The 16,595-nt window shown below is 60.4% G+C and carries 9 protein-coding genes; 4 read left to right on the forward strand and 5 right to left on the reverse strand.

Annotated features, from left to right (window positions below):
• Window positions 1-5: 5 nt before the first annotated feature.
• Both CKO25_RS17800 and CKO25_RS17805 read right to left on the reverse strand, forming a co-directional pair.
• On the reverse strand, window positions 6-5,228 hold the full coding sequence (locus CKO25_RS17800; RefSeq protein WP_200389301.1) for an Eco57I restriction-modification methylase domain-containing protein: 5,223 nt from the start codon (window positions 5,226-5,228) through the stop codon (window positions 6-8).
• Complete coding sequence (locus CKO25_RS17805; RefSeq protein ID WP_200389302.1) at window positions 5,225-8,104, reverse strand: DEAD/DEAH box helicase; 2,880 nt, start codon at window positions 8,102-8,104, stop codon at window positions 5,225-5,227. The genes CKO25_RS17800 and CKO25_RS17805 overlap by 4 nt, the downstream gene beginning before the upstream one ends.
• A gap of 590 nt (window positions 8,105-8,694) precedes the next feature.
• Here CKO25_RS17805 and CKO25_RS17810 point away from each other — a divergent pair.
• Entirely contained in the window at window positions 8,695-9,066 is a 372-nt protein-coding gene (locus CKO25_RS17810; protein ID WP_200389303.1) for a hypothetical protein, read from the forward strand.
• A 699-nt stretch (window positions 9,067-9,765) separates the two neighbouring features.
• Window positions 9,766-10,836: a FlgO family outer membrane protein gene (locus tag CKO25_RS17815; protein ID WP_200389304.1), complete on the forward strand. Its 1,071-nt coding sequence runs from the start codon at window positions 9,766-9,768 to the stop codon at window positions 10,834-10,836.
• A 276-nt stretch (window positions 10,837-11,112) separates the two neighbouring features.
• On the opposite strand, the gene CKO25_RS17820 is transcribed toward CKO25_RS17815, so the two are convergent.
• The 3 genes from CKO25_RS17820 to CKO25_RS17830 form a co-directional block, all read right to left on the reverse strand.
• Complete coding sequence (locus CKO25_RS17820; protein ID WP_200389305.1) at window positions 11,113-11,676, reverse strand: hypothetical protein; 564 nt, start codon at window positions 11,674-11,676, stop codon at window positions 11,113-11,115.
• A 105-nt stretch (window positions 11,677-11,781) separates the two neighbouring features.
• Window positions 11,782-12,342 (reverse strand): hypothetical protein, encoded by a 561-nt coding sequence (locus CKO25_RS17825; RefSeq protein ID WP_200389306.1) that lies wholly within the window; start codon window positions 12,340-12,342, stop codon window positions 11,782-11,784.
• Window positions 12,343-12,370: 28 nt separating this feature from the next.
• Window positions 12,371-13,246 carry a hypothetical protein gene (locus tag CKO25_RS17830; protein ID WP_200389307.1) on the reverse strand — a complete coding sequence of 292 codons (876 nt, stop codon included), beginning with the start codon at window positions 13,244-13,246 and terminating at the stop codon, window positions 12,371-12,373.
• Window positions 13,247-13,388: 142 nt separating this feature from the next.
• On the opposite strand from CKO25_RS17830, the gene CKO25_RS17835 reads away from it, so the two are divergent.
• Both CKO25_RS17835 and CKO25_RS17840 read left to right on the forward strand, forming a co-directional pair.
• Window positions 13,389-14,810 carry a TP0624 family protein gene (locus CKO25_RS17835; RefSeq protein ID WP_200389308.1) on the forward strand — a complete coding sequence of 474 codons (1,422 nt, stop codon included), beginning with the start codon at window positions 13,389-13,391 and terminating at the stop codon, window positions 14,808-14,810.
• A gap of 714 nt (window positions 14,811-15,524) precedes the next feature.
• A complete protein-coding gene (locus tag CKO25_RS17840) occupies window positions 15,525-16,580 on the forward strand; it encodes a TP0624 family protein (protein WP_200389309.1) in 1,056 nt (351 codons plus the stop codon).
• The last annotated feature ends 15 nt before the right edge of the window (window positions 16,581-16,595 follow it).

Consider the following 16,595-nt stretch of genomic DNA (forward strand, 5'->3'; position numbering starts at 1 on the left):
ATGGCTCACGATTGGTCGCTCACGATCGATCGAGGGACGCTGTCGCTCTCCTCGAAGAACGCCCAGGCGATGCGGTAGTCCTGCTCGCGGTCGGGGCGGATGAAGGGGGCGCGGTATTCGACGGTGCGCTGGACGGGGCCGCCGGGCAAGGTGTCGTCGGGGAAGGTTTTGGTGACGGTGGCGCCGGCGGGGAGGTTGCGCACGTCTTCCCAGCCGAGGGCCGTCGATGCGGCTGAAGCCGCGCCGACGCCCGTGGGGTGGATGGCGTAGCGGATGCCGGCCTTGAGGTCGGCCTTACGTGCGATGCGCGGGAGACCGACGCCGACCAGGCCCTTGCTGGGGGTGAAGACGATGCGGCCGGTCTGGTCGTACCAGGTGTCGGCCTCGTATTGGCGCATTACGGGGAATTGGACGCGGTAGATGGTGAGCAGTTCGTCCAGGGACAGGCCGAGGGCTTGGGCGACGAGGACGTCGATCTCAAGCAGGGCCTGGCGGCGGGCGTAGTCGGTGCGCAGGGCGCAGTGGCGTTGCCAGGTTGGGGTGAGGTTGGCGAAGAAGTCCGGGTCGAGCGGGGCGTCTGAAGCCGCCCTGACGCCTAAAGCGGACCAGCGTTGTTGATTGAATTCGGTTTGGTAGCAGGATTGCCAGAGGTCGGCGTAGTGGCTCGTTAGCGCAATCAGCGCTAAGAATCGCGCGTTTCGCCTCAAATCAAAACCCACGATCGGCAACATGCCTGCTGTCGCCTCGCGAAAATCTTTCTTACCCGAGGTACGCGCAAAAAAATCACAAGGCAACGATACCCAAGATGAAGCGGCATCCATTAGGACGGATGTCTCACGAAATGTAATCGAGAAGACACCATCGATATGAGCGACATGTCTTGGCAACACGATGATTCGGACTGATCGCTCGTCGGCAGGATGGGCGCCGCGTCTTGCCGCTAGCCGGAAATAATCAGTCACCTTCGACGAGATATTTTCAGCTTCGGATGCGCCTCCCCATGATGGCCGTGACGTTCGATCCCCGTACTCTGCCCGCGAGCAGTCGGGCACATAGTTGGTCCGCGGTAGGTAGTCGTCTGGCAGGGTGGTAAGGTCGAGGATGTCGTAGTGGCTATTCTGGGTGCATTGGGCACGCGGTGTTTTGTAGAAGGGATTGCCGACGAAGAAGTGCGGTCCTGAGAGGATCCAGTCCTCGATGCTGTCGGGAAAACGGGTCTCGCGGCGGATGGTGCCGTCTTTCTGCTGATTGGTCTCGTGCCACATCTCCAGAGAGAGGTATTCGCCCTTGAGATCGCCAAGCCGACGCGGCTGGGCTGAGAACTTCTCCAAGACGCCGACCAGGGGGCGCGCGTGCAGGGCCGGCAGGCGCGCTTGCAAGGGCGGCGTTCCCGGTTCGTCGTAGAGTTGGGCGAACAAGGTCAGCTCGTGCGTGCTCACCGGAATCAGGCGATCGCGATGGCCTTGGGTGTTCCAGTTGGCCCGGCCGCCCTCGCTCTCTTCTTTAATGCCGGGAACCGGGCCATTCCCGTCATGGGCGAAACAGGCATCGACGGTTTGAGGCAGAAACAGATTAGCCAAATGGGTGAATTGTGGTGATGTTTGGATCGGACCGTAGAGGTTGATACTGAACTTCGCGTGATGATCGACATCCCCGAAGAGCATGAGCTCATTGGAATACTGAAAATGCCCCCGCAATCGCGGATACACCGCTTCCCGAAACCGCCCGCCCTTCGGATCATCATAAATCCCTTCAGGATGCAGAAACCCCGAAACGCCCTGATCATTCCCCAACATCCAAGCCTGCGGCAAAAAGCACTTGTACAGATTGGTCTGCACGCCCTTCAGCAGCGGATAATTCTGGACGGCATTCAAAAACGCCTGATAGCCCTCCTGCTCGCAATACTCGGACAGCCAGGCGTCGCGCATCTCGGGGCGCGCGGCAAAGAGGTCCGCGCGGCGTTTCGCCAGATCGGATGCGCTCATCTTACGAATCGCAATCCGCGGATCGGCCTCGCCGAGCACGCCCTTTTCCTCCCACTCCACCTTGATCCAGGGTGGATTCCCGAGGATCAGATCGAAGCCGCCGGCCTCGCGGAAGAGATCCGCAAAGGCCAGCTCCCAGTGGAAGAATTTGAAGCGCGCGGCCAGTGACTCGACCTGGGCGACGCGGGGGAAGTAGTCGCGCAATCGCTTGATGCGCAGCTCGCCGTAGCGATCATGCAACGTCTTATCGGGCGTCGGGGCGGACAGCGACTGTTGTCCGGGCTTGTCGTCGAAGAGCGAGCCCTGCACCTTGGGCACCAGGAATTCGCGCTCGACCTTGGCCGGCTCAGGCGAGAGATCCAGCTCGGTCTGCTCGTCGATCTCCATCAGGTTGCCGTCGAGGATGGCGCCGATCTCGGTGATCCATTGGGTGCGGCTGGGCAGGCTCGCGGCGCCGCCCCGGGCCGAGTCGAGCGGCCAGAACCAGAGTGCGCACCAATAGTCCATCACCAGCTTCAGGCGTCGATAGGGGGTGGCCAGGGCGGCGTCCTCGCTGAGCATCCCGGCCTGGCGGGTCGCCTCCTTGCTGGCGCGGCTGCTGGTGTGGCCGGACCCGGTCTCGGGCCAGACCGGCAGGGCATCCTCGGTGCGCGCACGGTCGCGGGCGAGGCTTTGGGCATGCTCCTGCCAGAGCTGGTCGATGCGCGCGCTGAGCTGGAGCAGGCGCTGGAGCTCGGTGTCCGTGAAGTGTCCCAGGAAGGCCTTCTTCCGCACCTTGACCCGGTTCAGATCGTTGGCGAAATACTCCTTTACGGCCTTGTTGGCGTAGCGACACATGCCCTCATCGGGCAGCAGGAAGTGGTAGATCTCGTCGTCCGCGCGCGCCTCGCCGAGGCGCACCCGGCGCGGCTCGGCATTGAGGTAGCACTGGGGATTGGGGACGGACTTACCGTCCGGTGACCTGATCTGCTTGGGCGCCTTGAGCTGATGCGTGCGAAAGACCTGGGAGCGCGCGCCGACCAGGCTGTTGCCGTTGAAGAGCTGGTAGCCGAACCAGGGCACCCGCGCCGCCGTGGGCCGGCCTTGGTCGTCGCTCTCGCCATAGATGGCGTTGAGCCAGAGGCTGACCTCGGCCAGCTCGGTGGCGATGGGGTTGAGGTCGACGCCGAAGACGTTGGCATCGGCCAGGCGCATGCGGACCTTTTGCAGCTCGCGTGGGTACTCATCGTGCGGGATGCGGCGCTTGAGCTCCTGCTGCTTGCGTTCGAGATACGCCTCGGCCAGTTGGTTGACCGCCTCGTTCAGGAAGGCGGCGCTGCCCATGGCCGGCTCCAGCATACGCAGGGTCAGGATCTCATCTGCGGTCTTGCCCGGCAGCAGCTCCTTGAGCGCGTATTTCACCAGGCATTGAGTCAGTGATTGCGGGGTGTAGTAGCTGGCGCTCTTCTGACGGTCGCGGCCCGCGAGGCGGTAGATGAAGGTGCCTTTGGGGTAGACCCGCAGCTCCTTGCGGCCCTCGGCGTTGGTAAAGGTGACCTTCTCGCTGTTGTGATAGTCGGCGATCTGGTCGCGGGTGACGAACCAGCCGTTGGCCAGCAGGTCGGTGGTGCCGCCATAGGCGTCCCGCGCCTGGGTCTCCGCATCCTGCTCGGAATCGGGGTCCGACTCGGCGTCGTCCTCCCGCGCCTGACGGGTCGGCTCCTTGAGCGCCGGCATCACCTCGTAGAGGTCTTCGGCGGCGAAGAAGCCGCGATAGGACAGCAGTGATTCGTAAACGGCGCCGAGCTGGTTGATGGACAGTGCCTGATAGCTAACCCGGCGGGTGCGCTTGGTCTTCTCGTCACGGGCGAAGGACAGCCCCTGTAACACCGCCTGCCAGATGTGGTTGGGAAACTGGACCCGGTTGAGCAACGGGGTGCTCTTGGGGTCGAACAGCTTGCTGTCGAGCGGGGCCAGCTCGAAGGCGTTGATGGTCGCGCTCAGGTGCATCTCGGCCTGGCTGCGATCGATGGTGGTGCCCTCGGCGACTAGGGCGAAGAGCTTGCGCAGACTCTTGTCGAAATAGAGGCCGTTCTGCGCCTCGGTGGAGCGCAGGTCGGTCAGGGTCAGATCGCGCAGGGATTCGAGGCTGTAGCCGCGGGCGTAGACGTCGCTTGAATTGATCGGCACATAGCCGAGCTCGGGCCGTGCCTCGATATAGAAGAGGAAGATCAGCCGATAGACCAGACGCACGCATTCGGTGCTGAGCGCTCCGGCGTCGAGCGGCTTGAGTGTGCCGCTGTAGCTGTAGCCGTGGTGATCGATGAGCTGACGCGCCGCGGCGTTGCCGAGCAGTTCGATGGCCTCGCGTAGGGCGTACTTGAGGTTTTCGCTGACCCCGGCGTCGTGTTTGTGGGACTCGGCATCCAGACTGTCGAGCAAGCAGTCCTTGTTCCCATCGAGGCCGGCGTCCGGAAACAGGGCCTCGCGATGCAGCAGGGCATAGCAGGCGTTGAGCGTGGCCGGTTGTTTTTTGCCGAGGATCTCGGTCAGGTCGAAGCGTAGGAAGCGGTTGGCCGGCCACTTGAACCGATCGAGCAGGATCCACTGGGTCTCGCCGATCAGCAGCAGGAAGCGGGGCGGATGATCGGCGGCGAAGACCGCGTCGGCGAGCAGTTCGGCGAGTGTGCGCGGGGTGTTGTGGTCCTTGCCGAAATAGGCGGCCGGCAGCTCCTCGATCCGGAAATGGCGGGCGTCGAGCCTGGAGTCGAGCGGGTCGATGGACTCATCCTGCGTGTCCGCGCGTTCGAGCGGGTTGAAGGCGGGCAGGATGGCGACCTCGGGCAGGCCGGGTTTCTTGCCGAGCAGGGTCCAGACCGGGATCGGCTGGCCGGGGATCCATTCGTGTTCAATGGGCTGGTCAGGGGGCAGGTCAGGGGGGGCGATCGCGTAACCGAGCGCCTGCAGCAGCGGGCGGTGCAGTGCGCGGTGCCAGTCCAGTTGGGCGGCGAAGTCCTCGTCGTGCGGGTAGGCGGCGTGGCGGCGGAAGAACTCGGCGGCGTGGCGCGAGAGCTGTTTGGCGGGTGGATCCGCCGGTGGCTCGGCGCCCGGATCGGCCCTGAGATTGGTGGGCGTGCGCGCGTCCAGCCAGGTCTTGATCCGCGACTGGAAGACATGGGCCAGGAAGTGGTGGCTGTAGAATTCGTTGTCGTTGAGGATGCCGGGGAAGACATCGAATTTGTCCGTGCTCTCGATTCGTGTCATGGCGTCAGCTGCGGCGTGACGGCGGCGAGAACCTGCACGTAGGGCATGGGCTCTACCTCGAGGCTGTCCTTGACCCATTGGCCGTACTCGGCGAACACCTCCTCGATGTCCTTGCGGCGGCGGGCGCGACGGCCCTCGCGAATCGTCTCGGGCAGACCGGCGAGGCGCGTTTCCAGATGTTGCTCTTGGGCGTCGCGCAGTTGCGCCAACTCAGCCAGCTTGCGGTTGACCTCTTGGGTCCGGGTCGCGCTGAACCGCTTCACCTGATCCTCAACGAAGAGTTGCATGGTCGCGACCGCGTCGCCGAGGGCGGTCTGCAGGCCGGCGAGGTCCAGCGCACGGCCGGTGTTGGGCAGATCACGCACGCCGATGCCGGCGCGTCGGCAGAAGGCATCGAAGTCCTCGATCGCGAAATCATTGGCGCCGCGACGCACCACGGCCTTCCATTCGACGATCAGCGGCTGACCCTTGCGGTTCGGGATCAGGCCGAGCATGAGATAGGCGGTCTCGTCGCCGCCGAGCGCGGGGCTGTGGATGACCGGGGCGCGACGGCGACCGACGGCGCCGATCACCCGGTCGATCAGCCATTGGCAGATGGGGTGTTGGGGCCAGAGATACTGGATCTCGGGCCAGCTCGCGCCCTGTTGGTCGGTCTCGCGGGCGCGTTGGATGGATTCCTCCACCAGGCCGATCTGGGCGGAGAGGACGTATTCATCGGTCTCGCGCAGCACCTCGACGGGCAACTGCCGGCGCAGACGTCGACGCAGGTCGGCGGGTGGGCTGAGACGCAGCATCCGAGCGCCGTCGTCGATCCGATAGCCCGCGGCCTCGGGGATGGTGGCGATGGCCTGTTTGGCGAAGGCATAGAGATCGGGGAAGAGACGATGGGGGTCGGCCGGAAGGGCGGCGGGCGGGGGTTCCTCCGCGGTGCCAAAGAGCGCGGTTTCCCAGTCCTCCTCGGCGTCTTCCTCGTCGGGCGCCGGGCGGTCGATATAGTCGCGCTCGAACGCCTCCGCGGTCACACCGTCGGCCAGGGCTTGGGCGACCGTCGCCTCCTCTTCCTCGCTGCTGTGCTTGCGCAGCACCGAGGCGGGATCGCCGATGTTCTTGCTGATCTGCTCGTCCTTGCGCACCAGTACCTCGATGACCCGCAAATCGCCCTTGACGGTCTCGATGGCCGATTCGGTGAGCAGGTAATCGATGCGCGGCTGATGCGGCTGACCGAAGCGATCCACCCGGCCGTTGCGCTGCTGGAAGACCATCGGCGACCAGGGCAGATCGAAATGCACCAGACGATGGCAGAGGTAGTGCAGGTTCAGCCCCTCGGACGCCACGTCGGAGCACAGGAGCACGCGCAGGCGGTCGTGCTCCTGCCCGAAGCGCTCGACGATCTCCTGCTGATCGATATCCGAGAGGCCGCCGTCGAGGATGCTGAAGGCGCCTTGATCCAGACCGAGATCCCCCGGCAGGTTGGCCATCAGCCACTTCAGGGTCTCGATGCGTTCGGAGAAGATCACCAGCCGATCGCGGGTGTCCGTGCCCGACCAGAGCGCGTCGGGATCACGCAGGGCGTTGAGCAGGCGTTGGTACTTGCTGAACCGCGCCGGCGTGATGGGCTCAATGGCCTGGCGCAGGGTCTGCAGCGCGTCGACTTCGGCCTGTTCCGCCAGCGTGGGCACGGGCTTGCGCGACAGCTTCTCGATCCGGTGGCGGGCATAGGCGTCGGCCGCTGCGGGGCTGGAAAACAGCGCCTTCTGCAGGCCGACGCGCTGCAGCTCGGAGGCTTTGCCGGCCTGGTGCGCGCCTTGCTGGGTGAAGGGGATTGCTAGGACCGCCTGATAGGCCGCTTCTTCCTCGGAGGTCGCCCGGGCGGACAGACGCCGGGTGATGGGTTCGAGAAACTGGCCTTGCGCCTGCGCCTTGATGTCTTTCTTGAAGCGGCGCACGAAGAGATCCTTGCGGTCGAGGTCGGCGCGGGTGAAATCGTCCGGGTCCGAGATGGCCGTCGGGTCCAGCAGCCAGATCAGGGAGGCGAAACTGTTGGCCGAGCCGTCGTGCGGCGTGGCCGAGAGCAGGATCAGGGTATCGGACTTGGTGGCCAGATGTTTGGCCAGACGCGCCCGCTGCGAGGATCCGGCATCGCCTTTACGCACGGCCACGTTGTGACATTCGTCGATGACGATGATGTCCCAACGGGATTTCTCCAGATAGTTGCGGTACTCGTTGTTGCCCTTCAGGGTGTCCATCGAGATGATGGTTTTGTCGTAATAGTTGAAGGGATTGTGACCCGAGGGGATCTTGTTGCGGATACGCTGGATGCCCGCCGAGTCGAGCCGCACCAGCGGGATGGTGAAGCGCGACCACCATTCCTTCTGAAACTGGGTCAGCATGCTCTTCTGGGTGACCACCAGGATACGCCGGCCGCGACCGCGGATGTCCAACTCGGTGGCCAGCATCCCGGCCTCCAGCGTCTTGCCCAACCCGACACCGTCGGCAATCAACAGGCGGGTGCGGACCTGTTTCAGGCCTTTCTCCGCCGGCACGCGCTGATAGGCGGCGCTTTGCATCGCGGCCTGGTGCGCCCGATGGATCTGCTGGTCGTTGGCGACCGTGCGCAGACGCTGACTCTCCAAATAGAGCAGCGCCTGGCTGAAGTAGGGACTGGTGTCCTGGAACAACGCGGTGTTCGCCGGGTCATGCACGGCGATGTCGTCTTCGAGACGGTCGAGAAAGATCGCGGAGGTGCCGCGCACCAGCTCGGACAGACCGTCGCAGGTCAGCCCGTGGCCGCCGTCGTCGCACAGATCGATCCGGCGGACGATCCAGTCTTCATCGCGGATGGTGACCCGCGCTCCGGGGGCAATGTGTCGATCCATGCGAGTCCTGATGAGCAACGTACGAGCGTGGTTCGCTGATCCGGTTTTTGGCGTCCACCCATAGTATGACCATGAGATGAAATTGTGTCAGGTGATCGACGTCGCTCCTGCTGGTCTTTCGGTGGGTCGTCAGACCCTGGAAAACCGTCTTTACAACCAGCTCCATCTATTCAATGGGCGACTTTCTCGGGGGTACGGATGCGCCGCCAGCTCTTGGCGGCCTCTTCGCTGCTCAGCGGTCCTTCCCCAGTGTCTCAGTTATCTTGTGGTAGTGGCGTGATCGCGGCAGAGAGCTCCTGGGCATCCTCGCCCACCGGCTCTTCCGCTTCTCCCCGAGATCGCCGCTGGAGATGCCTTTAAGGTATAGCCAAGGCAGCTTCGATCATAGCTTGCCCCCCTTTGACAGCTATCCGATAGGCTGCTCATGCAGTCCGACTTCCCTCGACGGTCGGGGCATCCCATTTTAGCGATTTTTCCTGACTATTAATCCTGTAGGCGGCGTGATCGTCGTCACCCCGCGCACCATGGCGTGCCGGGGAAACTCAGGGTCTTACCTGTCCGATCATCGGACCCATCGTGAGGAGATTGTCATGCAAAAAGGTTTCGGCATCACTGCGCTCGTAATCGCTATTCTGGCTATCTTCACCCCATTCATCGGCACCTGGCTCACTATTTTGGTGGCGTTAATGGCGGTTGCGGCATACGGGCCTGGCACCAGTCTTGGCATCGCAAGCCTTCTGATCAATATCGTGCACATTATGCTGTTCTCGCCACTACTTTGGGCCACTCAGGGCGTAGCAGTGCTCGGTGCCGAAGCATCAGGGACTGAAGTCGTTTTCTTACCCTGGCTCCTCCTGGGTGTGCAGGCCATCGCATTGATGGCCATCCTCCTGCTCAACCATTATCTTGCAGCCAACAGTGTAGCGCCGGCGCTTGCAGTCTCGTCTGATGAGCGGGTCTGAGCTTTTAGTTGCCCCCGGTTTGCTATCCGGGGGCGCAAGCGAGCATCGCTATGCTGAAGACTACTCCATAAAAAACCTAGGAATCTGTCGGATTGATCATATTGAAGATTGCTATGCCAACAGTGAGACTGCTATACACGAATGGAAGTCAAAAATCTTTCCGGGGACCACCGAAATTCCCCATTCCTTGACCATTCCATGGGTTGCGCACAGGAATTCTGAAAGGCGACTAACAGAGGCGTTACAGAGCTGATGATGTAACGATCAAGATCCTCTTTCGTATTCCATGCACATTCGGCAACCCATTCTGCGGGTATTCGACTACTGATTCCAAGCTGTGATCGCGCTGGAAGCCTCGCTCGCCATAGAACCCCATCGCGCGAAGTGCTGCCCTGACTGTTTACGATCAGGGTTCCGATCACCAACACCCTCGCATGTGCTGAGGTCGGACGGGTGTACAGGACCACAAACGGCTCCAAAAACTGCTAAACTGACAACCTGCAGAGCAACCATCCAGAGGAAAGTCTGCGGTTTTGGTTGACATCAGCCCACTGTCCTCTTCGCGCTGCCGCCAACATGGCAAACTCTGACTATCCCTCAAACGCTGGTCGCTCTCCGGTCCCGTGCCCGAGAGGTGAAAATAGCTAAAGTCAAGTTACCTATTTTTAGGTGTATTTATACGATTTGGAGGCCATCTGAATGAAACCGATCCTAGTCATAGTCCGTGGAATCTTGATGATAATCCCTTTGCTCAGTGTCGCGACGGCAAGTGCCTCTGACATCCACCGAGAGCTCGACGATATTACAAAAAGGCTAGCCCTTAAGATTGAGGAGAGTCAGCGCTCCAGTGTTGCAGTTGCCGATTTCACGGACCTTCACGGTTCGGTGAGTCAACTCGGGCGATTCGTTTCAGAGGAGATTTCAACCAACATGGGACTCGATAGCCGCGGTTTCTCTGTGATTGACCGCAATCACCTCCGGACCATCTTGAAAGAGCAAAAGCTAAGCATGTCTGGACTGATGATCCCAGAGAATCAGAAGAAGGTTGGTAAGATATTGGGCGTGGACTGTCTTATCCTCGGGAGCATAACCCCATTTGGTGAAAACTATCGAATTAATTTGAAAGTAATCGATGTGGAAACAGCAAAGGTCGTGGTTGCTGATCGTAGTATTGTAGCCAAAACACCTGCTACTGATGAGCTTTGGCTTGCACCTGTTCAAGATGATTCTATCATGCAGTCAGATATTGGACATGAGTCGAATCAGAAACCGACTAAGCAAACGACAACTGTGAAAGGTGAATTTAAAAATCAATTTTTGAGCCTAGCTATCGAGTCTTTCAGCGTCAATCGAGAAAAGACAAGCGCCACCATTGTTGTGACTCTAACAAATATCTCCGATAGCAATATCTATGTCGGGGGAGAAGGTGGTGTGACACGTACGACGCTTGTTGATGACGAGGGAGGCTTATGGGTACGCTCTAGCGAAATCACGGGAATTAGAAGTTACCCATGGAATTACAGTAGGTGTAATAAGAACAGAAAAGGGGCTTTCGACGAAATGTGCGACAACTGGGCGACTCTGATGACACCTGGGCAGAGTCTACCGATTAATATCTCATTTAAACCTGAAGGTAACGTACGCGATCCCGGAAGGTTTAGTTTCAGCACAGGCCTCCACATCAAGACATCATACAGCGACGAGTATGGCGCTATTGATTGGAAGTGGGACCATACAGGCATCGGTATTTCCGGTATCGCGCTCAAGTAATGCTCAATCAACAGCCCTAGTGTTTTGCTCCGATTCGCCCCGCTCTCCACGCCTCGCAGACTGGTCGGGCCGCGCGAGGAGGTACGAAGAGGCCATTCGTACGCGCGTGAGATCCTCACGGTGGTGGGCTAAGGCCGTGCGGTGCGCTACCACTCCGGCGGAGGCGTGACGTTCAACTCGGCGCTGGTCCCGCTGTCCGTGTCGCAGCGCCCGAACCTCAATGCGATCTCCAGCGGGGATCTCGGTAACAGTGACCTTCGCGAAGGCGAAATCACGCTACTGAGCGAGCGTGAAGTAGAACACCACCAACAAGGATGGAATCGACAACCCCAGCGAGGCCCCTAAAACTGCGCCAATCCAATGCTTCCATGGCCCTGGATGATCTGTGGCAGTCGTGGGTGTTTGCCATAGCTCGGACAGATCTGCAAGGTTGTTAACGGCACGCAGCTCAATATCCGCCTCGGCCAGACGGTTCAGCAGGGGTGTGTGATCCAGTAGATTCGCGTTTGGAAAGGCAAGGGTCGAGTGAGGCTCTAGCGCCTGAAAGGCAAGATGAACCTTCTCCGGGAAGGCATCAACGGCAGAGAGTTGACCCCCGTTCCCGAGGATTCCAGTGGCGCACAACCGATTTGGCGACGTGCGCGAGCTTTGGAAACGTGCAAGTTTGTCGGCTAGCGCGAGTGCCAGCCCGAACGATTGGCCTTCGAAGTCGTCGTCATCAAAGCCGACGACCACGTCGATGTCCAGAGTCTCGATCCCTTCGCCCTGCCGCGCATAACTAAGGAGTCGTTTGACTTGTGCGGATTTGCGGTCTGACGCGCAACTGCGCATCCCGTTCATCCGGTCTGGATAGGCTACAACCCAAACCCGGTTCATCCGTGGTTCTGGCCCACAGGTGGGAAAGAAAACCTCTCCTCTGCGCATGGCCGGCTCCAGGGAGTCCGATCAGTCCGGTTCGAGGATCAGACGCTGTCTTTCCAGGCGCTTCAGGGGCGACTCCTCGCTCGTCCAGGCCGAACTCAACTCACCATCGTCATCCGGCGTTCCTGCAAGCCAAACCAGACCACTCTCGTCCCGTACTTTCAGCCGTGATCTGCGCAGGGTCGTCGCGAGTCGTTCGGCAAGTTTCAGATGGAGCGCCCAGGTTTGGCCCCTTGGGTCGAGCGGAAGAAGCGTCAGCAAAAAGTCCTTGTTCTCTAAATGGACAGGTTCAGCAGCCCCGCCAGCGGCAGCTCGCAGCGACAAGGATTGATCAACCGCCAGCGCTTTCCACCGCAAGAGCTGCTCTGCGCGAGACGCTTCGATCAAAAACCTCAACCGTCCGCGTGCCTCGGGAGAGCGTAGCAGCAGGGCGCGTTCATCCTTACTAAATCCGCCCTCGCCGCGCAGCGACCCATTGATCCGTTCATCGGATAAGGAAATCGAGCTGTCCACAGCTGCCGCTGGTTCGCTCTGCCCATCAAGCGCCCAGGCAAGAATACGTGCTAGTTGCGGGTTCGGTTTCATGGTTCGTGACCTTTCGTCTCGCCGGCGTTTAGCCGAGCAAACAGTCGAGAAGCTGCTGTCGAGCCTTGGACGCGCGCTTGCGCATGGCCTCGCGACCGACGCCGTAATGCTGCACAAACGCTGCTTCATTCATAAAGTGGGGCTCCTCGTCCAGTCCCAGGGACACATTCACTGCAATGCGCCAGTCCGGTGGAAGGCGTTCGATGCACTGCTCAAGCTGGATCCAGGTTTCCGGCGAGGTGATCTCCGTCAAGACAAGCGTGTCGTCCCATGGATCCTCGATGACGGCTTGAGCGGCTTCCGACTCGTACAGGTACTCCAGGATCTTAGATGGCGTTGCTGGCAACTGCTTTTCGAGCCCGCCTTTGCGCACCTCGACTGCCACATCGGCGGCCAGTTCGGCTAAGCTCCTGTAGGCTTTGGTCGATCCCGATGCAGCGGCGCGGCGCTCCCGGAGAGCACGGACCATCTTTTCCAAGCGCCGACGCGCCTGTAAGACGTGTGTTCCGTGACCACCCGCGAAGCCATCAAGCTCATCCATTTTTCGCTTGAAGAATTGACTCAGCTTGTTCCACAAGAGCGAGTCGATCCGGTTTTCCAGGCCATGGTGCCAGGCTTTACAGATGTCACCCATCGATGGACTCATCGCTCCAGCGCAGCCTTCTGCGTCGCGGAACAAGGCCATCGCCATGGCTTCGCGGCCGTCGCGGTGACCACTGGACCGAATGATCGATTCGAGGTGACGCGTTAAGTTTGAAAACCAGGTCGTCAACATCTCAGAAATGTCTGGCTGTCTGCCGCAGAGACGCTCGAGAAGCTCGGCTTTGTGGAGAAGACAAATACGGCGCAGCAACCGAAGCATCTGCCATCGCGCCATGTCTTGATAGACTAGCGGGGTTTCCACGGGGCGCTCTCCACGAGTGGGCTCATACGTGTAATGGACATGAAAGTGAAGGCGCCCGGCCGTGAACCGAAGCACACCTGCTCAAAACACAGTCGCAAGGACGAAGAATATCAAAGCACGTCGATGGTTTTGGCGAAGCTTGGTGATTGGCACCATCCTTGGTCTCGGCCCCGCTCTCTGGCTCGCGACCCATCGCCAGGAGTGGCCTTGGTTGAGCCGGGTGGGGCCGATCGCCAGCGTTTCGACCAATGATGATACACAGCTTCACGCGCAAGCATGCACGGACCTCGATGCGAAGGCAACGCGGCTTTTTCTGCTGCTGGACCGACTGCCTTATGATCTGCCAACGCCTTACGTGTTGTCCACGCGAACAGAGGTTTCACAGGCCACGGTGGTCTCCGACTCCACGGATCGGGTTCAGGTCACTGACGTCAACGCCAACGGCTCGAGCCAGGGACGTATCGGCAAAAACCGCAGACCAAGGCTGCAAGGAGAGCCATCTAAGGAGACGTTGAAGATCTGGTGGGAGGTCCTGGCGGAAGCACAGACTTATCTGGCGTTCTGTCGGGACTCCGCGAGGCCGCGTATGCCGGCGCCATCGGAAGGCGAATCCCTGGTTGATGGGGCGGTGTCTCTGAGTGTGCCCCAGTTCATTGACGCGATGGTCGCGCTGTCCGGCAGACTAACGGACCTGTTGGACGAGGTTGCGAGACTTCGCCCGGCGGGCGAGGCGTTCGGCGAAGCTTTTCCAACACTCGGGCAGACCACCCTGCCTGAAAGCGGCAACGCGACGACCATCGCGACACGCCGCTATTTCACGGATTGGAATCGCGGTTGGACCTACGGCTTCGCCGAACTCTCGGAATCATCCCTTGGCAACCGCTTGGACAGCGATGCCTTTCGCGATGCAAGCAACGTTGCTCGATTAAGATTGCTCGAAGGCTTACTTACCCTGATGGTCTCTCCAAACCGCTCCATGCGCGACGTCGTCGCCGACTATCCTAGCATCTGGACCGGACTGCGCCACAGGGTTGATGTTGCAGAGGTGAAAGCACGGCGCAGTCAGCTTGGAAACGTCCTCTGGGTTGAAGCGACGCTGCCCTTGGCTGGTACTGCCGGCTTGATGCCAATATTACTGCCATTTTTTATGGAAGGTCAGCGTCGAGAACAGGGTCCCTTGGAGCAAGGGCGGATGTTTGGACCCACCGCACCAAACGACGAAGTAGCTATTCCGGTCACCTACACAGGGATTCTGGTCGATACCCGTGGATTAATAATAACTCCAGCACTGATTCCTAGATTCATCTCGCCCTCGGGAGCCTTGATCAACATCACGGCTAAGGTTGATGCGAACCGAGTTGCCCGCCACGGCTTCAGCGTGTATACCCCCTTCTATGGGCAAGCTCGTCTCAAAGTAGGCCCCGATGCTTTATGGTTAAAACCCACCGCAGTTTCACTAGAAAGCGGAGATTTTCGTCTGGATGAGGCCGATACTGCGCGCCTGTCCGCTGCGCAAATTTCAGGCGAAAGCGTTAGCGCTCCCCTAGTCCTTCTAACCGATTAGTCTTAAGAGCGTGGTTTGACCATCGGTCCGCGCCTAGCCGTTGGCGACGGGGCGCTGTGGTTCCGGAACGCGCTCGATCAAGTCTATCCCGAAACCCTGCATTTGGTTAGCGCGAAGCATGGCGACTCGTGCTTGCACTGCTCTCCTGGCTTAGAGAGAACGTCTCTTTTTTCGGGAATGATGAGACCTGCTGACTGATGTCACTTGCGTATCTACCCGATTCGTCTACGCTACGTGCGGCACACGAAAATTAGGACTTCGGTATGGAAGACAAAGATAGCCAACGGGGCACTGCCGCCAGGACGGGGAAGAAGCGGCACCCACCTATGTCAGCCAACTGTTGCGTCGGCGCAGGATGCGCAATTGGCGGGATAATGTTCATTGTCCCTGATCCATCCCCTCCATCAGTCCTTGTTGCACAAGGGATCTTCGCCAGCGATGTCCTCCTGAGTCCTCGAATGGACTGTTATAACCGGAGCCATGCTCCGGCTCTGCGATTCCTCGCGCGGATGGAGGCCCACGCCCCCACCGGCCCCGTCGTTCGGCGCACTCCTGGTTTCGATGTCTTGATCTTCTCAGCGCAAGAGGTTCGGTACTGCACCGCCGAGCCGGCATGTTTACCGTCGCCCATGTTTTTCATGTCCATTGTTTCAGTGAGCTCGGCACCTCGCCCTGCGGCGACCAGATCCCCTTAGACTCATCGGAGTTATACCAATGACGCGCTATACCTACATTCGCTTCGGACTCCTGTTACCGACATGCCTGCTCCTCGCAACGGGTGCCATCGCCCAGAGTGCGCAACCGCTCACGACAGCTCCGGTGGGAGCGACCGCGCCGGGCGCGGCTAACGTCGCCCCGATTCCCGGCGAGCCATCTCCAGTCGGAGCATCCGCTGAAGTCGCCGCCCCGCCGGCTATTCAAGAAGTATCGATCCTCGAAGACGAGATGTTGGGTGGAATCGATTGGGAAAATAACGTGGTCTATGCCGTCGGCGACGGGATTGCGCCGCCCAATGCGGTCAGCCCGGCCCAGGCGCGAGCCCGTGCGAAGCGCGCTGCGATGGACGAGGCGATGGCGGGCCTGCTGGAGGCCGTCGAGGCTGTTCGGGTCGATGCAGAGTCCACGACCCGAGATATGATTAACGAAAGCCGTGTCGTCAACACGGCCGTCTCCGGCTTGATCCGCAACGCAGAGGTGGTGGAACTGCGTCAGGCGGAGGATGGAAGTTACCAGGTCAAGATGCGCATGCCGATCCACGATCGGCAGGGTCTGAGCGGAATGTTACTGCCCATGGCGCTGAGCCAAGTCCAAAAGGTACGCATCCAGACCCGCGTGGTGCGCACAGACGGCGTCCTAGCACCCCAAACAACCACATCGACCGCGGACCCCATCGCGGAGGGGCCCCTTCAGGATCAGCCTGCCGTTGCTGCGCCAACCTATACCGGCCTGATTATCGACGCTAGCGGAAAGTCAATCGAGGAAGCCATGTTTCCTCGCATCTTGGATCCCAACGGGCAGGTGCTGTATGACCTTTCAAGCGTCGATCCCAACGTCGCGGTCACCTCCGGGATCTGTGCATACCGCCCGTCTCTCGATAAGGCGAAGCAGGATCCTCGCGCGGGCTCCAACCCGCTGATCATCGCAGCCGCTGAAGCCGCAGGTTCCGGCCGGTCGGACCTCGTGCTCGACGATGCGGCAGCGGCGCAGATTGCCGCGCTCGCAAACTCGGAGCTGCTGCGAGACGCCAAGGTTGTGGTCGTCACGGAGTAAGGGTACTCGATCAGG

The sequence above is a fragment of the Thiocapsa imhoffii genome (assembly GCF_016583985.1).
Classification (GTDB): Bacteria; Pseudomonadota; Gammaproteobacteria; order Chromatiales; family Chromatiaceae; genus Thiocapsa; species Thiocapsa imhoffii.